Annotated in this window: 21 protein-coding genes; 12 read left to right on the top strand and 9 right to left on the bottom strand. The window is 63.1% G+C overall.

Annotated elements, in window-relative coordinates; translation table 11 throughout:
* Nucleotides 1–535: 535 nt before the first annotated feature.
* Both B9A15_RS18580 and B9A15_RS18575 read right to left on the bottom strand, forming a co-directional pair.
* On the bottom strand, nt 536–1,795 hold the full coding sequence (locus B9A15_RS18580) for an ABC transporter substrate-binding protein (protein ID WP_084412028.1): 1,260 nt from the start codon (nt 1,793–1,795) through the stop codon (nt 536–538).
* A 737-nt stretch (nt 1,796–2,532) separates the two neighbouring features.
* Nucleotides 2,533–3,252 carry a GntR family transcriptional regulator gene (locus B9A15_RS18575; protein WP_084412027.1) on the bottom strand — a complete coding sequence of 240 codons (720 nt, stop codon included), beginning with the start codon at nt 3,250–3,252 and terminating at the stop codon, nt 2,533–2,535.
* Between the two features lie 109 nt (nt 3,253–3,361).
* Between B9A15_RS18575 and B9A15_RS18570 the strand changes: the two genes are divergently transcribed.
* The 3 genes from B9A15_RS18570 (at nt 3,362) to B9A15_RS18560 (ending at nt 5,930) form a co-directional block, all read left to right on the top strand.
* Nucleotides 3,362–4,060, top strand: coding sequence for an aspartate/glutamate racemase family protein (locus tag B9A15_RS18570; protein ID WP_084412062.1), 699 nt, complete (start codon nt 3,362–3,364; stop codon nt 4,058–4,060).
* Between the two features lie 46 nt (nt 4,061–4,106).
* A complete protein-coding gene (locus tag B9A15_RS18565) occupies nt 4,107–5,462 on the top strand; it encodes an NCS1 family transporter (protein ID WP_084412026.1) in 1,356 nt (451 codons plus the stop codon).
* 219 nt (nt 5,463–5,681) lie between these two features.
* Nucleotides 5,682–5,930: a hypothetical protein gene (locus tag B9A15_RS18560; protein ID WP_244557030.1), complete on the top strand. Its 249-nt coding sequence runs from the start codon at nt 5,682–5,684 to the stop codon at nt 5,928–5,930.
* 698 nt (nt 5,931–6,628) lie between these two features.
* Here the strand turns inward: B9A15_RS18560 and B9A15_RS18555 are convergent.
* The gene (locus tag B9A15_RS18555) at nt 6,629–6,844 is read right to left on the bottom strand and encodes a cold-shock protein (RefSeq protein ID WP_084412025.1); all 216 of its coding nucleotides are present in this window, start codon (nt 6,842–6,844) and stop codon (nt 6,629–6,631) included.
* Between the two features lie 283 nt (nt 6,845–7,127).
* Between B9A15_RS18555 and B9A15_RS18550 the strand changes: the two genes are divergently transcribed.
* From B9A15_RS18550 to B9A15_RS18520, 7 genes are all read left to right on the top strand, one after another.
* Nucleotides 7,128–7,766: a pyroglutamyl-peptidase I family protein gene (locus B9A15_RS18550; RefSeq protein WP_084412024.1), complete on the top strand. Its 639-nt coding sequence runs from the start codon at nt 7,128–7,130 to the stop codon at nt 7,764–7,766.
* Between the two features lie 221 nt (nt 7,767–7,987).
* Nucleotides 7,988–8,341: a hypothetical protein gene (locus B9A15_RS18545; RefSeq protein ID WP_084412023.1), complete on the top strand. Its 354-nt coding sequence runs from the start codon at nt 7,988–7,990 to the stop codon at nt 8,339–8,341.
* Nucleotides 8,342–8,725: 384 nt separating this feature from the next.
* Nucleotides 8,726–9,067, top strand: a complete 342-nt coding sequence (locus tag B9A15_RS18540; protein ID WP_084412022.1) for a DUF2147 domain-containing protein — start codon at nt 8,726–8,728, stop codon at nt 9,065–9,067.
* Between the two features lie 284 nt (nt 9,068–9,351).
* A complete protein-coding gene (locus B9A15_RS18535; RefSeq protein WP_244557033.1) occupies nt 9,352–10,167 on the top strand; it encodes a class I SAM-dependent DNA methyltransferase in 816 nt (271 codons plus the stop codon).
* A gap of 104 nt (nt 10,168–10,271) precedes the next feature.
* Nucleotides 10,272–10,889 carry a hypothetical protein gene (locus B9A15_RS18530; RefSeq protein ID WP_139798482.1) on the top strand — a complete coding sequence of 206 codons (618 nt, stop codon included), beginning with the start codon at nt 10,272–10,274 and terminating at the stop codon, nt 10,887–10,889.
* Between the two features lie 89 nt (nt 10,890–10,978).
* Entirely contained in the window at nt 10,979–11,140 is a 162-nt protein-coding gene (locus tag B9A15_RS23050) for a hypothetical protein (protein ID WP_170923361.1), read from the top strand.
* A gap of 154 nt (nt 11,141–11,294) precedes the next feature.
* Nucleotides 11,295–11,633, top strand: a complete 339-nt coding sequence (locus B9A15_RS18520; RefSeq protein ID WP_084412019.1) for a hypothetical protein — start codon at nt 11,295–11,297, stop codon at nt 11,631–11,633.
* A gap of 318 nt (nt 11,634–11,951) precedes the next feature.
* Here B9A15_RS18520 and B9A15_RS18515 read toward each other — a convergent pair whose 3' ends face one another.
* The 5 genes from B9A15_RS18515 to B9A15_RS18495 all read right to left on the bottom strand — a co-directional run bounded on the left by B9A15_RS18515 (nt 11,952) and on the right by B9A15_RS18495 (nt 17,585).
* The gene (locus B9A15_RS18515; protein WP_084412018.1) at nt 11,952–12,707 is read right to left on the bottom strand and encodes a GntR family transcriptional regulator; all 756 of its coding nucleotides are present in this window, start codon (nt 12,705–12,707) and stop codon (nt 11,952–11,954) included.
* Between the two features lie 101 nt (nt 12,708–12,808).
* A complete protein-coding gene (locus B9A15_RS18510) occupies nt 12,809–13,723 on the bottom strand; it encodes an NAD(P)-dependent oxidoreductase (RefSeq protein WP_084412017.1) in 915 nt (304 codons plus the stop codon).
* 18 nt (nt 13,724–13,741) lie between these two features.
* The gene (gene denD / locus B9A15_RS18505; protein ID WP_084412016.1) at nt 13,742–14,731 is read right to left on the bottom strand and encodes a D-erythronate dehydrogenase; all 990 of its coding nucleotides are present in this window, start codon (nt 14,729–14,731) and stop codon (nt 13,742–13,744) included.
* 208 nt (nt 14,732–14,939) lie between these two features.
* Entirely contained in the window at nt 14,940–15,689 is a 750-nt protein-coding gene (locus B9A15_RS18500) for an SDR family oxidoreductase (RefSeq protein ID WP_084412015.1), read from the bottom strand.
* Between the two features lie 99 nt (nt 15,690–15,788).
* Nucleotides 15,789–17,585 (bottom strand): IlvD/Edd family dehydratase, encoded by a 1,797-nt coding sequence (locus B9A15_RS18495; RefSeq protein ID WP_084412059.1) that lies wholly within the window; start codon nt 17,583–17,585, stop codon nt 15,789–15,791.
* 182 nt (nt 17,586–17,767) lie between these two features.
* Here B9A15_RS18495 and B9A15_RS18490 point away from each other — a divergent pair, with 182 nt between their 5' ends.
* Both B9A15_RS18490 and B9A15_RS18485 read left to right on the top strand, forming a co-directional pair.
* Complete coding sequence (locus B9A15_RS18490) at nt 17,768–18,088, top strand: type II toxin-antitoxin system HigB family toxin (RefSeq protein ID WP_244557029.1); 321 nt, start codon at nt 17,768–17,770, stop codon at nt 18,086–18,088.
* A 13-nt stretch (nt 18,089–18,101) separates the two neighbouring features.
* Nucleotides 18,102–18,482: a helix-turn-helix domain-containing protein gene (locus tag B9A15_RS18485; protein ID WP_084412014.1), complete on the top strand. Its 381-nt coding sequence runs from the start codon at nt 18,102–18,104 to the stop codon at nt 18,480–18,482.
* Nucleotides 18,483–18,530: 48 nt separating this feature from the next.
* On the opposite strand, the gene B9A15_RS18480 is transcribed toward B9A15_RS18485, so the two are convergent.
* Nucleotides 18,531–19,412 carry a DMT family transporter gene (locus tag B9A15_RS18480; protein ID WP_244557028.1) on the bottom strand — a complete coding sequence of 294 codons (882 nt, stop codon included), beginning with the start codon at nt 19,410–19,412 and terminating at the stop codon, nt 18,531–18,533.
* Between the last annotated feature and the right edge of the window lie 445 nt (nt 19,413–19,857).

The raw sequence follows: 19,857 nt of genomic DNA, 5'->3' as shown, positions 1-19,857 counted from the left end.
CGTCCGGCGGAACGAACGAGCGGGCCGCGCGTAAGGTCCGCCGCTTTGCTCGGTCTTTTGTGTTCGGCGAGGGCGAAGGGGCCTGTTCTCTTAGGGGGCAGTCGTTTGGCCGTCGGCTTAGCCAACTGGTCGTCGCCTTCAGGCCTCTATCTCGTCGGCACCGGAAGTTCGGACGAAACGGGAAGCGAGCATCGAAACTTCGTCATTCTCGGCCACAGTGCCGAAAATCCGGAACAACGTTCGATGTCTCCGACGTCCTCGACGAAGCCGCCTTCAAGACGCAGTCGCCAGGACCAAAGCCTCAATTCTCGGGACGGGGCCCCAGAATGACGATGCGCGGAGGGCTGTGCCCCGGCCACCGTGCCTCAGTCGCCGCGCATCCAGAGCTTTCGAGCCTCACGCCCCGTCCCGGCCGCGATGATGGATGCGTCCATCGCTAGCGGGCCGATGCCGCCCCGTTTCGCCTCCTTGCCTAAAGGAGCTGCCGAAGGAGGCGGCCCGAACCGGCAGATGCCGATCCAAGCCACCCTTCGACTTAGCGGAAATCCCAGGCTTCCTGGACCTGTGCCGCCGCATCCTCCGGGCTCACCGCCCCTTGCGCCAGATCGGCCGAGATGTCGTTGACCGTCGCCCCGACCGAGGCGCCGAGGAACTGGTCGAGGAAGATCTGGTGGTAGCTGCTCGCCTCGATATGCTGGCTGACCTCCCGGAAGAAGGGATTTTCCAGTGCTTCACCCGCTCCTTTGACGATCGGGATGAAGAGCTGCTGGCGGGCAGCCTCCTTCTGATGCTCCTCACTCAGCATGAAGGCGAGGAAGTCGACGGCTTCCGGCTCGGCGGAGCTCGACACGGCCCAGCCATTGATCCCGCCGAGCGTCGCCTGATCACCGCCTTCGGAGACCGGATCGGACACCACAGGGAAGGTCATGATGGCGAGTTGGGAATCGGGCAGGCCTTCGCCGCTGGTGGAGCGCTCGCGCATCGGCAGATAGTCCCAGTCGCCCATGACGTGGAAGGCGCCAGCGCCGTCGGCGAACATGCCGCTTGCGGTCTCATAGGTCGTGCCCATGAAGCCCGCCTGGAACGGCTCGAGCTCGATCAGCTCTTGAAAATCCTTGCCCGCCTCGACAAAAGCCTCGTTCTCGAAGCCGCCGCTTTCACCGGCCATGGCGTTGGTGACGACATCGGGGCCGCCTTCACGCACCGCCAGATAGCTCCAATAAAAATGCAGGGGCCATTTGTCCTGACCGCCGGCGATGATCGGCGTCACGCCCGCCTCTTTCAGCGTCTTTACCGCCGAGAGAAAGTCGTCCCAGGTCTTGATCGCCGTATGGTCGACGCCGGCCTTCTTTGTCAGCTCGGTGTTCACCCAGACGACCACCTCGGTCGCATAGAGCGGCAGGCCATAGAGCTTGCCGTCCACCGTATAGGCGTTGAGGCCTGCCTCGGGGATCGTCTGAAGAAACTCTTGCGGCAGCATCTCGCCGATCGGCTGGGTGAAGCCGGCTTTCGCCTGCTCCAGAAGCGTCTGGCCGCCCCAGCTGTAAAAGATGTCGGGCCGGGCATCGGATTGGAGCAGCGTCGGGAGCTTGGCCTTATAGGCTTCGTTCGCGACATATTCGAAGGTGATGGTCACCCCGTCATGCTCGGCCTCATAGGCCTTGGCGATGCCCTCGTAATAGGCCTCCTGCTCGGGGCTGGTCGCTGCCCGGAGAATGTTGATCTCGGTCTGCGCAAAAGCGCTCGTTGCGCTGAGCGCGCCGAAAAGCGCGGCGAGAGCCAGGCTTCGCTTCATGGGGATGTCCTCCGTGTCGCCGGCGCCCGCCTCCTCGCGGGAACGCGTCGGTGAGTTCTATTGATTAGCGTACCTCAAGATTGGCAAAGGTCAAGCCTCAGAATGGAAGCGGTGAGCGCGCCGACACGGTTCGGGATGGCTCTTCGGGCTTGTTCAGGGAAGACGGGAATTTATCCTGCAAAGTGAGAAAATCAGCGATGCGGATAAGTTCGACCGTATTGACTCCCTTCCCAGCCGCCAGTTGTAGGCCGCCGCGATCTCGACCGTGAAAACCGTGGCTTAGCCATTGGAGAAGATTGCCAATCGGCGCGATGTGTCACACCTTCCGTTCTTGCCGATCGTCCGATCCGGGACTGGCCGCATCTTGCGCAGCACGGCGAGGCGAGGCTCAATTTTCAAGGCGCAATTGGCAAGGCTCACGACGAGATGCCTCGCTCCCGTCATGAGGGGCGTATTTCATTCCGTCAGACGTGAAGTGATCTGGAGCGCCCGTTCGGGCTGTCTCGGGGGGCTTGCCTTCGGGGTCTTGCCTTCGGGCGATTGAAACAGGGCAGAGGTGGGCGGCCGGAAGTTCGGCCGCAGAGCCCGTGAACGGGATTGGCCGGTGGTCGCGACTTTCCGAGCGGAGAGTGGAGCCGGGAATCTCGGTCGTCCGACCGTTTGAGATCCCTATGCCGCCCCAAGATGCAACGGGAAACGGCTTGGCCGCCGCATAATCCTGGCGCGACGGCTTTCGTTCAAAGTGGTCGTTGCGGGATCAGCTGCTCGGCCAGGGTCATTGCGCGGTTCGCCGGGCAGTCGAAGTCGAGCCCGGCTTCCAAATGCGCCAGATGCTCGTCGATCAGGGCGACGAGACGCGCTTCGTCGCGCGCCTCGAGCGCATCCACGATCGGACCATGTTCGTCTTTCGCGCAGGAAGATGATCCGCGATCGCCGTAAAGCCCGAGAATGAGGGTCGTCCGGAGGGTCAGTTCCGTCAGGAACTGTCTCAGGACACTATTTCCGGCAATCACCGAAAGCTGCATGTGAAAGGCGCGCGACAAACGCAGTTCGGCCGGCTTGTCGCTCCTGGCTCGCGCCTCGGCTTCCTGAACGGTCAACCGGCGCATTTCGGCGATATCCTCGGGGCGCGCCCGCTTGATCGCCAACCGCGCAAGCGTGCGTTCGATCGTGCGCCGGGCCTCGAAGACCTCGCGGGATTCCTCCGGCGACGGTGTGGCGACGAAGGCGCCACGATTGGGCTGAAGCTCGATGACATGCTGCGCCGCAAGGCTCGTCAGCGCGCGCCGAACATTGGAGCGATGACACGCGAACAGATCGCTCAGCGCCTGTTCGCCGAGCTTGGTGCCAGCCGGCAGGCGATGCTCTGCAACGGCGGCGAGGATGGATGCCGTGATCGCATCCTCGGGAACGCGCGCAGCGTCAATGCTCTGATCGGCAGGGATATTCTCGCTCATACTCGAAGCTCTAGCCGATCATCATCGGACCTCGCAACGCCTTGCTGACAAACACACAGAAACGTGCTAACAAATTTTGTCGACAATCTTTGGCGACAAGGGAGAAGCCATGAAGATTCTGGTCATGAATCCGAATTCGACGGCGTCGATGACGGACAAGATCGTCGAGAGCGCGCGCCGCGTGGCGAGCCAGGGCACGACGATCGTCGCGGCAACGGGCGAGCCGCCTGCACCGCCGAGCATCCAAGGCCATCACGACGAGGCCATGTCGGTGCCCGGCCTGATCGCCCGCCTGAGACAGGCCGAGGCGGACAGCCTGGACGGGGTCGTCGTTGCCTGTTTCGACGATCCGGGCATCGGCGCCTGTCGGGAGGTCTTTTCCGGGCCGGTGCTCGGCATTTGCGAAGCGGCGGTGACTGCCGCCAGCATGATCTCCACCTCCTTTTCGGTCGTCACCACGCTGCCGCGCTCCGTGCCGGTCATCGAGCATCTCGTTCACGGCTATGGCCTGTCCCATCGCTGTCGGCGTGTCCGCTCGGCGGCGATCCCCGTCCTTGCCTTGGAGGAAGAGGGGTCGGGTGCCCGCGAGAAGGTGCGGGCCGAGATCTTGCGCGCGGTCGAGGAGGATCGCTGCGAGGCCGTGGTTCTCGGCTGTGCGGGCATGGCCGATCTCACCGAATGGCTCACTCAGGAGACGGGCGTGCCGGTCATCGACGGCGTGACGGTGGCGACGCGGATGGTCGAGGCGCTCGTCGTCTGTGGCCTGAAGACGAGCAAGGTCGGCGCCTATGCGGAGCCGATCATGTGATGGAACCGGGAGGAGAATGAAAAATGAATTGGGAGGAGAGCGGACAATGAGCACGATAAACGAAACCGGAGCGCCCGGCGTCGAACCGCTGAATGAAAAGGCGATTGGCGAGGAAAGCCTTGCGCCCCAGACAACGCGGATCATGGACCCCTGGTCCTATCTCTTTGCCTGGCTTGGTGGCTGCGTCTCGATCGGCACCTTTACCGTCGGCTCGGGGCTGGTCGGCACGCTGAACCTCTTTCAGACCGTGCTCGCCATCGCCATAGGCTGCCTGGTCATCGGCCTCGCCTTGATGATCAATGGCCAGGCCGGCCATAAATACGGCATCCCCTTCATGGTCCAGGCGCGCTCGGCCTTCGGCTTTACGGGCAGCCGAATTCCGGCGCTGGTGCGTTCCGTACCGGCAATCGTCTGGTTCGGCTTTCAGAGCTGGATCGGAGCCGGCGCGCTGAACCTCGTCTCGGCGACGCTGTTCGGTTATGACAACATGGTCGTCTTCTTCGTCGGCTTCCAATTCCTGCAGATCGGCCTCTCCGTGCTCGGTTTCCACGGAATCAAGTGGTTGGAGAATATCGGCTCGATCTTCATCATCGGCGCGCTCGTCTATATGTTCTTCAGCGTCATCGGGAAATATGGCGACGAGATCTCGACGAACCTCGTCAATGTCGAAGGCACCTGGGGTGCGCCCTTCTGGGGCGCGACGATGCTGTTTCTCGGCATCTACAGCACGATGATGCTGAACGTGTCGGACTATTCGCGCGAGCTTCGCAAGAGTGTCGGGCCGCTCGGTCAGGTCGCGATCTATGCCAATTCGATCCTGCCGGCGACGCTGTTCATGGGTCTGATCGGCCTCATGGTCTCGGGCGCGACAGGCGAGGTCGATCCCATCAAGGTCTTCGCCAGCGCCGTCGACAACAAGCTCCTGCTCGTCGTCACCCTGCTCTTTATCGCCTTTGCCCAGGTGACGACCAACATCCTCAATAATGTAGTCCCGCCGGCCTACGCGCTGATGGATGTCTTCAAGCTGAAATTCCGCACCTCGGCCGTCCTTGTCGGCCTTCTCGCCTTCGCGACTTTCCCCTGGGAGCTGGTGAAGGACGAGTCCGCGGCCGGGCTGAACCTCTTCATCCAGACCTATTCGGCCTTTCTCGGGCCGATCTTCGCGATCCTTGTGGTGGACTATTTCGTCCTTCGCCGGCAGACACTCGATCTCGACAAGCTCTATGACGAGAACGGCCCTTATCAGGGCGTCAACTGGGCTGCGGTGATCGCGATGGCGATCGGCGTCGTCGTGGCGCTGATCTTCTCGGGCATGTCCTGGTATGCCAGCCTCGTTCCGGCCGGTCTCTCCTACTGGTTCTTGATGCGCACGCTGCCCAGCGCCGGGCGCTTTGCGAGCTGATCGCCTGAACCTTTAAAACACTGCCGCTCGGCGAAAGGCCGGGCGGCTCGTTACGCCGGGCCAAGGACGCACGCTGAGGCGGTGCTCGGCCGGAGCGATTTTCTTTTCCCGAATGGCAGCAAGGTCCGCCATGCGAGCCTTACCCGACTTCGAGGGAACCAATCTCTGGCGATCCTGTTCGTTAGCCGGATTATAAACAACGAACAGGCAGCTAGAGGCATGACCCACACACCGCCGAATGAGCCGCGTGAGCGCACGGTCATCGTCAACAATGACCGAGGCTCGGGGGGAGGTGGCGGCGGCGGCGGATGGCTCGTCGCGGGCCTCCTTATCGCGCTCATCGTGATCGGTGGCTTCTTTCTCTTCAATGGTGGCTTCTTCGGCGGCGGCAGTGGAGACGTGAACGTTCAGCTTCCCGACGTGAATGTCGAAGCGCCATCGGCGGGCGGTGGCGGAGGCGGCAACTGATCGCGTGTTGCCGAGCGCTGGAAGAGATCGGGAAGGGCGGTTTCTTCCACTGTTTGGAGGCGTGAGGCCTTCCCCGATGGAGAACCAGCCTCGGCCTTAGCGGATCAGGCGATCGATCGGCATTGCCAGATGGTCTTGAACGCCTTGATGCCGCGCCGGGTGGTCGAAGAATCGGGACCCTCTTTTCCGCTCCGCGCTTTGAGCGGAACGCGATCAATCGAAGTTCCAAATACAGGCGCTTATACTAACGGAAGATACTATCGACGATCTGTGCAAATTCTTCCCATCATGCTTCAGATTTAGGCGCATGACGAAGCGAAAGATATCTGCAGCGCTTGCAGGTGAGAGCGATCCCCCGATGCTTCGTCATGGTCGCGGTCGAAGAGGTGGGCATGCCGTCACTGTCTGACACCGTCAGATCAACGATCCTCCCGAGTTGAAGGCTGGATCACCTCTCCTGCGCTTTTGGGCGCAAGGGGAGAGCGACTGTGGCTCGGGCTCGATGGGCGTGGCGGCTTTCAGAGCGAGCGCCGGATGGTCGAAAGACGGTTGCCCAGCGTTTCGTCTCTCGCTCGCGACTGCTTACCCAAACGGTGTTCGCCGCTTTAGGGGCCAGAAACAACAATGCCGGCCCATCGAGAGCCGGCATCCATCCGATCCGCCAAGCGGATCGTTTCAAAGATTGGTCGAGCCTGAAATCAGGCGTCCGCTTGCAAATTGACGGCCTTGGGGCCCTTGCCGCGCTTGTCCGGCTCGGTCTCGAAGGAAACCTTCTGGTTTTCCTCGAGGCCCGGAAGACCGGAAGCCTGGACAGCCGAGATATGCACGAAGATGTCTGCGCCGCCATTGTCCGGCTTGATGAAGCCGAAGCCCTTCTCGGTGTTAAAGAATTTGACCGTGCCGGTCTGCGCCATGATCGGAACCCTTTTCCTTGGCATTCAATTGCGCCCGAAGGCGGTGGCAGGCAAGTCTTGACTCAGGAAAGGGACCAACACATCGCGGCCCAAGAGGACCGCCCGGAAGAGGCGCTTCCGATACGCAAATCGTCCATACCTAGCGTTCGCGAATTTGCCCGAACACGCCTATCAATGCTATGGACCTCGCCGCTTGGCAAGTAAAACTTTTCTGACGTGGTTCGCCTCGCAGGATGACTGTGCCGGTTTGAGCCACTCTAAACCTTAACGCTCCCGAAACGACATGACGGTTCTCATCGCCGGTTTCGCGCCTTTTCCCGGCGCTCCCTTCAATCCGAGCGCCGATCTCGTCGCGGCGTTGCGCCAAGCGCCGCAACGGCCCGGCCGCGCCCTGGTGACGCTCCCCGTTTCCTGGGACGACAGCTGGCCGGTGCTGCAGGCGGCGATCGAGGAGAGCGGCGCGCGGGGTGTGATCTTGTTCGGACTGCACATGTCGGCCGAGCGACTGCGGATCGAGCTTCTCGCGCGCAACCGGCGCGAGCTTGGCCTGGAGGACGCCGTTGGTCGCTTTCCCGCCGGTCCCAGTATCCTCGAAGGGCCAGCCACCCATGCCTGCCGCCTTCCTTTAAGCGATCTCGCGCGTCTTCTGCGGCGCCATCGGCTGGATTTCGAATGGTCGACCAATGCAGGCGGCTATCTGTGCAACGATACGCTCTATAAGCTCGCCCACCATGCCGACCGGTTGGGGATCGAGGCGTTCGGCTTCATCCATCTGCCGCTCAGCGACGAGCGGGTGGGCGACATGATGGCCTCAGGCGAAGAGGTGCCAGCGGTCTTCAATTCCGTTTCGGCGGACGCCCTTCTTGGCCTTGCGGACGATCTGTTCGCGCTTCTTTCAGTGGATTCGCCGGCCACGGCCTGACCTCTCCCCTTGACCAATATTGCTTCGTCTGACGGGATCGTGAGGGATCATCGGGGCGGGTCTCGCCGTTGAAACCGACATGATCGAACGCGGCTGGTAGCCTGGCAGGGGAACGCGATCGAGCCAGCCCGCTTGCCGGCTCTGAAGCCCCCTGTCATTCGACAGCCGTGATCCGAACCGTCGAACAGCTTTCTGGCGTCTGACCCGAGGAGCCTTCCCCTATGGCCGCATCCCGCGATCGCAATCCTATTCTCGCCGCGCTGGCAATGGCGGCTGTCCTTGCTGCCGGCCCCGCTTACGCCCAATCGCAAGACAGCGCACCGCTGCCGGGGACGACCATCTCCGGCGAGGGCGAAGCTCTGGCGCCGATCGGCGCGGGAAGCAATCTGCCCGGCGTCGGCGAGGGCGAAAGCGCCAATGAGGAGGAGCCCCGCGGCCCAGGCGGTCTTCAGAACAATATCGGCGCGATCGGCATGTCGGCGCCCGACACCTCCAGCGCCAATCCGCTGCCGCTCCAGACCGATCGGGCGGGCGAGGGTGGCGGTATTCCGCTGGAAACCCCCGTCGCCGACTGATGCGAAATCCGTTTGATCGCTTCGCGATCCGGATTTTAAGAGCCGCTCAAGAGCCGCGCGGGCATTGATACGGGATCAATCTGCATCAGCCGGATCCCGGATGAACCTATCGCCGCGCTTGGCCGACAGGCGGCGATCTTTTCGGGGTCCGAGGCGGGGCTTCGGGCTCCGAAAAACGTGTCTCTCCTTTGCCTTGTCGCAGAGCAACAAGGGCGATCGGTTTCTCCCATCCTCGTCCGTAGGAACGGCAGATGTCCGGCCGTCGCAGGAGCGCCGGAACTTTGCTCTTTCTCACACTCGCGCCTTCGTTTACTCTTACGTCAAGGGAAGCGCGGAGGTCGCCGGGAATGGCAGGCGCATCCCTGAAACAATCGGGAGGACAGCATGTTGAAATCAACCACTTTCGCCATCGCCGCGCTTTTGATCGGCGCTGGTGCCGCCGGTGCGGCCGAGCCCGTCGTCGGCTCCTGGAAGACCGCCAGCGGCGAAACTGCCAAGATCGCTCCTTGCGGCAACGCCTATTGCATCACCCTGCAGACCGGTCAGTTCAAGGGCCGCCAGATCGGCCGGATGAGCGGCAGCGGCGGGTCCTATTCGGGCGAGATCACCGATCCTGCGGCGAACAAGACCTATGCCGGCAGCGCCAAGGTCAACGGCGCGTCGATGAAGCTTACGGGTTGCGCGCTGAAAATCTTCTGCAAGTCGCAGACCTGGTCACGCCGCTGAGCTTTCTTGGGCCGCTCCGCCCCGGCGCAATCATCGCCGGGCACGTGTTGCGGCCGGATCGTCTCCGGTCGGACCGTAGCGTTTGAGCCTGTCGCGCTCGCGAGAAGCCTTTCCCGCAGCGCGATGTTTCACCGAAGCGCGCCTGATATCGCGTCTTTCTCCGCTCGGCGATGGCGGCTAAAGAGGCGGGCATGAGTGACAGCACCCCCTTCGATCCGAAGACCCCCATCGCGGCGCCTGAGGCTGGGCACGAGCCCGGCCCTGGCGATGCCGGCACCGCGAGCCTGACCACCGAATTCGACGAGGACGCCTTGGGCGAAGCCTATGACGCGGGGCTGGCGGCCGAGCGGATGGGCGATCTGACCGCTGCCGTCGCCGCCTATCAGCGTTGCCTCGCCATCGACCCCGCCGATCATTGCGGTGTGCGCATCAGGCTGGCGGGCCTTGGCGCCGGGGAGACGCCGGCAAGCGCGGGCGATGCCTATGTCGCGACGCTTTTCGACCAGCATGCCGAAGCCTTCGAGGACATTCTCGTTCATCAGCTCGGCTATGGCGTGCCTGCCCTCTTGGGCGAACGCTTGCCGAATGAGGCCGGCGCCTTCGAGCGGGTTCTCGATCTCGGCTGCGGCACCGGCCTGTCGGGCGAAATCCTTCGAGAGCGCTCGGGCCATATGACGGGGGTCGATCTCTCCGAAGCGATGGTGGGGATCTGCTACGAAAAGGAGGTCTATGATCGGCTCTTCGTCGCCGAGGCTGTCGCCTTCTTAAAAAGCGGCGCGCCGGGCGAAGCGTTCGATCTCATCGTCGCGACGGATGTCCTGCCCTATCTCGGCGATCTCGCCCCGTTTTTCGGCAAGGCCGCCGCGCGGCTTTCCTCCAAAGGCCTTTTGGCCGTCTCCACCGAGACGATGGACGAAGAGAGCCTTGCTGGGCGGCCTTTCGCGGTCGGCAAGGCGCAGCGCTTCCATCACGGCGAAGCCTATATGCGGGAAGCGCTATCCGCCGCAGGCTTTGACATCGAGCTATTTCAGCCAATCACCGTGCGCATGCAGGAAGGCCAACCGGCGCCGGGCCATCTCGTCATCGCGCGCAAGGTCTGAGCTTGGAGGCCATTTCCGAGAGGCCAGGCGCGACAGGTCTCGGCAAGGCTCCCTTCCTATGCTGGGCGGCAGAGTAGTCTTGCCTTGCCAACGGGATGGTTCTCTTGATCCGATCGTCTTCGATCCTCGGCTCCTTACGTCTTGCGGCGGCAAGCCTCGTCGTCATTGCGGTCGGCGTTTCCTCTTCCAAAGCCGAGACATCGGTTCCCGGCTGGACCGCCGGTCCCGCCGCCGATGCGACCATGGATGTCGGCCAGCGATTCACGTGCGACGGCCCCGATTGCGGCGGTGGCTTCACCTGTCTTTATGCCGCCGCGCCGCCGCGTCCACCCGCCTCGCGCTGGCTGAAGGTCGAGGATGTGACCAATCCGGCCGTCTGGCCCTGGGGGCCGGTCGAAAACTGGCTCGCCCATAAGGTGAACGAGGTCGCCGGTCCGGTCATTCCCGATCCAGCCGCGCCCGCGAGCGATTGGGCGATCGCCGACAAACCCCTGGTCATCGATCTCAATGGCGAAGGTTTTGCCCGGCGCATCTATTCGGTCAAGGCGAGCGGCGGCGCGCTGAGCGTGCCTTTGTATTTCTGGACATCGAAGGGCCGGCTCTTCACGATGTTCTGCGCGATCGAGGGCGAGCGGCTTGGAAGGGTGCGCGGCGCCGTCCATCGCCTTCTCAGCGAACTGCATCCCGGCGAGCCCAAGCGCGACATTCCCGAACGCTTCTAGTCCTTTCTGATGAGGGGCGCCCAGGCGGCCTCGCCTTTGTGTGATCGCAACCGTTGCAACTCGCCGCTCTCTCGGCGCGTTGCGCACTCATGAAACAGAAAAGCCTCATCATCGCCCTTGCGGGCCTCGCCGCTCTCGCCGGTTGCACCGGCGCAAATCGAACCACCATGGACCAGCCGACGCCCATGGAACAGCGCACCCCGTCCGATGGCATCATACCCGGCCAGACTCCTTCGGAAACGGCGCTGTAAGACAGCCCGACGAAGAAACGACCTTTGCAGTCAATTCTCGTCAGGCAAAAGGCTGATCAGGCTGCCAGCAGCCATGCGAAAGCGGCGCTTTCATATGTCCGCTGGGATCAATTGCCTGGTGAGAGGGTCGAATGGGAAAAGGAGGCGTAGTGTCATGCGCAAACCCTTTCTTTCGGTCATTGCCGTCGTCTCGGCGGCTCTGACCGCCCCCCTTTTATTGCCGATGCAAGCCGACGCGCAGCTGAAAGACCGCGACGGCTACGACATTGTCGGCGTTCGTCTTTCCGAGCGCGAGCGTGAGGAAAGCCGTCCCGTCCGCCTGCCAGACGGCCGTGTCGTGCTGCGTCCTGTCAGTCAGGGTATACCGTTCCTCTTCGGTCTCGGCGACAATCGCGGCGTGCCCTCAGGCCTGCCTACCAAGGGCGGCGTGACGCCAACGGCTGAAGCCTCGACGCCATCGGGCGGTCTCATTCCGGGCCAGGAGCCGCGTTAGTTCTCCTGCCTCAAATGAATGCATAAGAGGTTTGGTCGCAGCCATTGATGCCGGTCGGCATCCTCGTCCCGTCAGGGCCGGGAGCCCATGCCTCGCAAGCTCTTCAAAGTCCTAAACGATTGCGGTCTTTCGCCTTCGTTTTCCTCGACCCGAATGCCGCTCTGACGGCGGAGGCATGGGTCCCCACACTCTTCAAGTTCGAGGATCATAAAGCGTCGGGGGTATCGGTCTCACCTTCGAACTCTGCAGATCCAACGACCATTTGCGAAACGACGCATCAGGAATACCCTTCTCGCGGCCCGTCGCTCGTGTTGAAACCTATGGCGCGACGGAGACGTCGAGTTGGGTCGCCAGGAGGCGGATGAGAGCTGCATCCGCCCGGTCGCGGTGCTGTCGATGCAGCCACATCGCCAAGCGTTCGTCTCCGTCCCGGATCGCATGAAGAATGGCCCGGTGCTCGGCGTCCGATTGGGACGGGGGCGGGCGAAGGCGAACGATCGCGACCCGCGCCCGATATTGCTGCCCCCAATATTGCTGCAAAGTGAGTTGCAGGCGGCGATTGCCGCACAGGGCGACGATTTCCGAATGGAACACGTCGTCGAGTTCCGACCAGGGTTCGATCTCGCCCGAGCGCGTATGATCCTCCATCGCGTCGAGCATGTCCGATAGCTTGGCCGCGTCGGCGGCAGCGAGTCCGCGTGTGGCGAGAAGGCCGGCGGCTTTCACTTCAAGAGCAGAGAAGACATCGAGGATCTCGCGGATATCCTCCAGCGACTGCGCCTTGACCGTCACGCCATGACGGGGCTTGACCTCGACGAGACCTTCTTCCTCCAGGCGGATGAGCGCTTCGCGCACGGGTGTGCGCGAGAGAGCGAGAAGATCCGCGACCTCGGTTTCCAGAAGCGTCGTGCCAGGCGCGAGGCGGCCTTCGAGAATGCGGAATTTCAGTTCGTGATAGGCCCGGTCCCGCGCCGGCAGCCGCTCGATCCCCTCCCGCGAAGGCCTTGGCCGCGAGCCGCGCGGCAGGACGCGCCGTCCGCCCCGTCTTTCCCGATCGCTCCCGCGCCCCGCCATCCGGTCAGCCCGTCCGGCGGCAGGCGGCGGCAGGGCAGGGCCTGCCTGCCGTGCAAGCCATCGCGAAACAGGCCTTCAAGAGCGCCGCGCCCATCAAGGGGTCAGCCCGTCGTCGTCTTGAGCGGCTTGACGCCGTTCAGTTCGGCGACGATCTCGGTCAGGAAGGGTAGATAATCCCCGCCACGCCCGATCGCCTCGGCCGTTGCCAGCCCGTCCTTGATCGGCCCGGCCATCCGGGTCGCGACACCCGACTCCGTCGCCATGGAGACCACGTAGCGCATGTCCTTATGGGCGTTGGAGAGCGCGAATTTATGGGCCTCCCGATCGCCATTGACCGCAAAGAGCTTAAAGGTCTGCCAGAAGGGGCAGTCCATGCGCCCGCCGGAAATGACACCGTCGATCGTCGCCGGATCGAGCCCGTTCTTGGCGCCGATGGCAAAGGCCTCGGCATAGATCGAGGCATAGCCGAGAGAGATGAAGTTGTTGAGTAGCTTCATCGTATGGCCAGCGCCGGTCTCGCCCACTCGCACCAATTTGCCGGCAAAGCTTTCGAGAAGCGGCTTCACACGTTGAAAGTCCGCCTCGCTCGCTCCGGCCATCACGTCGAGCGTGCCTTCCCAGGCCTCCTTCGGCGTGCGCGACAAAGGCGCATCGATCAGCGTCGCGCCCTTCTCCCGGCAGCTCTCGGCAAGCGCGCGGGTCGAAACGGGGTTCGAGGTCGAGCAGTCGACGATCGTCTTTCCCTCGCAGTCACCAGCGAGGAAGGTGGCGACAAATGCTTCCACCTGTGGCGAGCCGGGCAGGCAGAGGACGAGAATATCGGATCTCGCGCAGAGATCGGCGGCATCGCTCGCCTCTTCCGCCCCGCGTCCCTTCAGGTCCTCGACCGGCTCGCGTTTGCGATGGGCAAGGACGGTCAGCGGAAAGCCGGCTTCGAGAATGTTCTTCGCCATGCCCTGGCCCATCAGGCCAACGCCGGCAAAGCCGATCCGCGGTGTGTCCGTGGTTTGGTTCATCGGTCCGTTTCTCCCATTTTACGCGCCCGCTTGTGCGACTCTTTGTTTCTCGTCGGCGATATGCGCCTTGATGATCGAGGCGAAGTCCGGGTCGGCCGTGAAACCGGCCTGAAGTGCCCGATCGGCGGCGAAATCGCGCGGCCAGCCGGCGACGATCTTTTCGATCACTGCGTCCGGCTCGCGGCGGATGCGCCCCGCCACCTCGTCGCCTGCCACCATGCGCAGCGCCTCGATCATCTCGGCGATGGTGACGGACAGCCCCGGCATGGTCAGACAGCGCCGGGCGCCGAGGCGCTCGGTATCCATGGTCGCGGCGTGCATGAGGAAGCCGATGGCGGCCGAAGGGCTTGCCACCCAGTGGCGCACGTCGTCGGCGACGGGCAGGATCGCCTCCTGGCCGGCGAGCGGTTCGCGGATGATGCCGGAAAAGAAGCTGGAGGCCGCCTTGTTGGGCTTGCCGGGCCGCACCACGATGGTCGGCAGGCGGATGCCGACGCCGTCGACGAAGCCCTTGCGGCTGTAATCGTTGAGGAGGAGTTCGCAGATCGCCTTCTGGGTGCCGTAGCTGGTGAGCGGTGCCATCAGGAAGGTATCGCCGATCGGCTCCTCGAAGGGCGCGCCGAACACCGCGATGGAGGAGGTGAAGACGAGGCGCGGGCGGTAGTTCCCGCCCTTTGCCCGGATCGCTTCCAGAAGATGCGACATGCCGGCCTGATTGATCCGGTAGCCCTTCTCGAAATCGGCCTCCGCCTCGCCGGAGACGATCGCCGCCAGATGGAAGATGATGTCGGGTCGCTTGTCGATCAGCGCCGTGATCTCGTCCGGATCGGAGACGTCGCTCGCTTTCACGTCGATCGTGATCCTGCCGGTCGCCGGGATTTCAGCCGCGATCACGTCGACGGCGTCGATCACGTCGATCGCCTGGCCGGCGATCGTCCCTTCGGCGAGAAGACGGTCGATCAACCGCCGCCCCACCATGCCCGCCGCTCCGAGGACGAGAATCCGCATTGTTTTCCTCCCATATTGACGCCGCTGGCAGGGGCGAGGCCACGATGACCCATGCCATCCTCATTCGGCGAACTGCATCGGCGTTCAAACTCTCGCCGGCGTCATCCTGGGGCCGAGCCCGAGTGTCACGCGTCTTCGGCGTGGCCGAGTTGCGTCGCGTCGGTCAGGTTCTGCCGGAAAGCGCCCTTTTCCGGTCATTCCCTCGCCATCACAGCGACCAGCCGCCGTCGATCACCTGGGTCGTGCCGGTGGTGAAGCTGCTTTCGTCGGATGCCAGATAGAGCGCGAGATTGGCGATCTCGTCCGGGGTGCCGAGACGCCCCATGGGCTGGCGCGAGACGAACATCTCGCGCGCCTTATCGGTGCCGCCGACGCTCTTGCCGAGATCGGCGATGCGGCCCTCCAGCGACGGCGATTCAATCGTGCCGGGGCAGATGGCGTTGCAGCGAATGCCCTTGCCGACGAAATCGACCGCGATCGAGCGCGTCAGGCCGACGACGGCCGCCTTCGAGGCCATATAGACGTAACGGTTCGGCGCCGCCTTGATGGAGGAGGCAGCCGACGACATGTTGACGATCGAGCCGCCGCCCGCCTCGATCATGCGCGGCAGAAGCGCCGACAGGATGCGGTGCATCGCCTTCACATTGAGATCGAAGGAGAAGTCCCAGGCCGCTTCGTCGCATTCGAGGATCGTTCCGTGATGGACGAAGCCGGCGCAGTTGAAGACCACCTGAGGCGTCGGCAGGCGCTCGCAATAGGCCCTGATGGCCTCCTTGTCCGTCACGTCCAACGCTTCGGTCGTAATTCCCAGCGCATCAAGGCCTTCGAGCTTTGCCCGATCGAGATCGGAGGCATAGACCTTTGCGCCTTCTTCCGCGAAGCGCTCGGCCGTCCGCCGGCCGATGCCCTGTCCTGCCGCCGTCACGACGGCGATCTTGCCTTCCAAGCGTTTCGACACGTCTTGTCTCTGCCTTGTCTTCTGTTGGGGAGGACCGCCATCGGGCGGCCCGGACGCGGGAATGGCCGGGCCTCACGCACCCGGCCGGACCGGTCGGTGTCAGTGGTTGTCCCGGGGCAGGCCCTTGGTCTGAGCGATCCGCTGATAGGCGGTCGCCATGTCGAGACAGGCGCCGGTCTCCATCTGACCGACGAGGCCGCGCTGGATTTCCTGCCAGGGGCTCTGGTGATCCGGATAGGGGAAGCCGCCGGCCGCCTCGAGTGCCTGGCGCCGCTCGGCCAGTTCCTCCTCGGAGATCAGCATGTCGGCCGTGCCCTTGCCGAGATCGATGCGCACCTTGTCGCCGGTCTTGAGTAGGGCCAGTCCGCCGCCGGCAGCCGCTTCCGGCGAGGCGTTGAGGATCGAGGGCGAGCCCGACGTGCCCGACTGGCGCCCGTCGCCGATACAGGCGAGCGAGGTGATGCCGCGCTTGATGAGATAATCCGGGGCGCGCATGTTCACGACCTCGGCTGCGCCCGGATAGCCGATCGGCCCGGCGCCGCGCATGAACAGAACCGAATGCTCGTCGATCTTCAGCGAAGGGTCGTCGATCCGGTGATGATAGTCCTCCGGCCCGTCGAAGACGACGGCGTTGCCCTCGAAGGCCATCGGATCGTCGGGATTGGAGAGGTAGCGCTTGCGGAACTCCTCCGAAACGACCGACAGCTTCATGATCGCCGAGGAGAAGAGATTGCCCTTCAGAACCCGGAAGCCGGCGCGCGGCTTCAGCGGGTCGTCATAGGTCCGGATGACATTGGCGTCGGCGATCTCGGCGCCCTTGCAGTTCTCGCCGATCGTCTTGCCGTTCACGGTCAGGGCATCCTCGTGGATCAGGCCCTGTTCCATCAGCTGGTTGACGACCGCCGGCACGCCGCCGGCATGGTAATAGTCTTCGCCGAGATATTCGCCGGCCGGCTGGAGATTGACGAGGAGGGGGATGTCCTCGCCGATCGTCTGCCAGTCGTCGACCGTGAGCTCGACGCCGAGATGGCGGGCGATCGCGTTCAGATGGATCGGCGCGTTGGTGGAGCCGCCGATCGCCGAATTGACGCGAATGGCGTTCTCGAAGGCCTTGCGCGTCATGATGTCGGTCGGCTTCAGGTCTTCGTGGACCATGTCGACGATGCGCTTGCCGGTGCGCCAGGCCATTTCCTGCCGGTCGCGATAAGGCGCGGGGATCGCCGCCGAGCCCGGAAGCTGCATTCCGAGGGCTTCGGCGAGCGAGTTCATCGTCGTCGCCGTGCCCATCGTGTTGCAATAGCCGGTGGACGGAGCCGACGAAGCCACGAGCTTGATGAAGCCGGCATAGTCGATCTCGCCGGCGGCCATCATCTCGCGGGCCTTCCAGACGATGGTGCCCGAGCCCGTGCGCTCGCCCCGGAACCAGCCATTCAGCATCGGCCCGACCGAGAGCGCGATCGCCGGGATGTTGACGGTCGCCGCCGCCATCAGACAGGCCGGCGTCGTCTTGTCGCAACCGATGGTCAGAACGACGCCGTCGAGCGGATAGCCGTAAAGGAGTTCGACGAGGCCGAGATAAGCGAGATTGCGGTCGAGCGAGGCGGTCGGCCGCTTGCCGGTCTCCTGGATCGGATGGACCGGAAATTCGAGGACAATGCCGCCCGCGTCGCGAATGCCTTCACGCACCCGCTTGGCGAGTTCGAGATGATGGCGATTGCAGGGGGACAGATCGGAGCCGGTCTGGGCGATGCCGATGATCGGCTTGCCGGACTGCAGCTCCTCCTGGCTGATCCCGTAATTGAGATAGCGTTCCAGATAGAGCGCCGTCATGTCGGGATTGGCGGGATTGTCGAACCAGGCGCGCGAGCGCAGCTTATTCGGGGTCTCGGTGGTCATGATATCCTCGGAAGATGCCGCATTTCGGCGATTCGCCGCCAATCGCAGTCTCGGCGATTAATGTATACATTAATGTTCGGGCACGCAAATGCGTTGGGTGCCACTCTCACGGGGTTGGGATCCGCTGAGTGAAAAGGACTTCTGTTCGGCGATCATTTTCGGTAGCAAACCGATCATGAGGAATGCAGGACCGCGTCGGTATGCGTATCATCTCTCGGCAGGCCCTGATCGCTTTTTGTAGCAAGGATCCGCGTGCCGAGCCATCGCTTGCCCATTGGTATACCCTCGCCAAAAGTGCGTCCTGGCGAAGCACGGCCGACGTCCAATCGACCTTTCCAAAGGCGAAAGTCATTGACGGCGAACGCATCCGTTTCGAGATTGCCGGAGGGAATTTCCGATTGATCGCGGCCTTCGACTTCCATCGGGGCATCGCATTCATCAAATTCATCGGCACACATGCCGAATACGACCGCGTCGACGCGCGCACTGTGTCGCAGTTTTGAAGGGAGCCGCAGAATGGATATTCGCCCAATCCGAAGCGATCAGGATCATGCGGCGGCCCTGGCTGAAATCGAGCGACTTTGGGGTGCTGTGCCTGGAAGCGACGATGGGGACAAACTCGATGTCCTCGCCACCCTCGTCAATGCCTATGAAGAGCAGCGTTGGCCGGTCGAAGCGCCCGATCCGATCTCGCTTCTAAACCAGTTCCTATTGTCCGGCGAAAGGACGCGCGAGGACTTCAATGGTTTGATCGGCACGCCGGACCTTGCCGACGACGTTCTTGCGCGTCGACGCCCGCTGACGGTCGAGATGATCCACCGGATCGCAAATGGATGGTCGATCTCCGCCGATCTTCTCGTTCGCCCTTATCGGCTTGACGGTTTTGAAGCTGCCTAGCTTGCCAGCTCCGCAGATTTTCGATGATGGCGAGAGCCTTCGACCCCCTCAATGATGCGGCGCGAGGCGCTTGACCTTGTCGAGCCGCTTTTCGCGGAACCAGATGACGAGGCCCGAGGCGACGACGATCGCGCCGCCGACGATGGTCCAATGATCCGGCCATTCGTCGAAGAGCACGATGCTCCAGATCGTTAGATAGACGATGAAGACATAGGAGAACGGCGTCAGGGCGCTGGCCGGAGCATAGGAAAAGGCAGTCGTCAGCAATTGGTGGCCGAACCAGCCGAAAAAGCCGATCGAGACGAGGATCGTCAGTTCGAGCCCCGTCTCGGGCATCTCCCAGACGAGGATTGCCAGCGGCAGGAGCGCGAGCGTGCCGACGAGCCCGCTATAGAACTGCATCGTGTCGGGGGCGACGATGCCGGCGAGCTTTCGCGTCAGGATCGAATAGCCGGACATGCAGGTGACGCTCGTCAGAGACAGGAACACCGCCCAATGGAAGTCGGCATCGAAGGGGCGAATGGCAATGACGACGCCGAAGAAGCCGACGACGATGGCCGACCAGCGCCAGGGACCGACGCGCTCGCCCAGAAGCGGGAAGGACAGGGCGCAGATGAGGATCGGCGCCAAAAACATGATCGTGCCGGTCAGCGTCAGCGGCAGATAGCGTACGGCGATGAAATTGAGCGCTGTCGAGGCCATCAGCAGCACCGAGCGTAACAGAACGAGGCCGAAGCGCTCGGTGGAAAACCGATCGAGCGAGACGCCGCCCCGGGCGATCAGCCCGGTCGAGATCAGGAAATGGCCGAAATAGCGCATGAAGGCGATCTGAAAGGCGGGAAGCCCGGCCAAAGCGAGCCATTTGGCGCTGGAATCGATGCAAGAGAAGCCCGCATAGGCGGCGAGCGTCAGCACGATGCCGAGCAGCACTCTGTCTTCTCTGGCTTTCGAGGCAAGGCCGACCATGGGCAACTCGACTGATCATGCGGGGGGCGCGATCTGCCGGCGGAAGGACGGTCGGCAGATACGAGTCTCGCCCGGGAGACGGAAGGCTAAAGGACGCGGCCCCTCCGCCAAGCGGATACCCGGTGGGGCGAGGGGAAATTGACTGCCGGCCCTGATGGACAGGGATCCGATCTAACACGCGTTCGGGCCGGCGCGCCAGTCATTGTCTCACAGCGTTATGATCTCTCGGGAGTGAGGCGAGAGCCGCCGAAATTCATGGATCGGAAGGCGTGTGGCCTGATCAGAGGGCAAATGGATCTGTCACAATCTTTACAAATCGACAGATTTTGTCCTGTCGCAGTGCAACAGCGTGACTCGATTTCGACAAGCTGAACCACCGGCTTGCGTCGACAGGCGGCCGCTCAGGGCG

This window comes from Fulvimarina manganoxydans (assembly GCF_900176465.1).
GTDB classification, from domain to species: domain Bacteria; phylum Pseudomonadota; class Alphaproteobacteria; order Rhizobiales; family Rhizobiaceae; genus Fulvimarina; species Fulvimarina manganoxydans.
The sequence above is the reverse complement of the archived record's forward strand: the minus strand, read 5'-3'. Positions and strand labels throughout refer to the sequence as shown.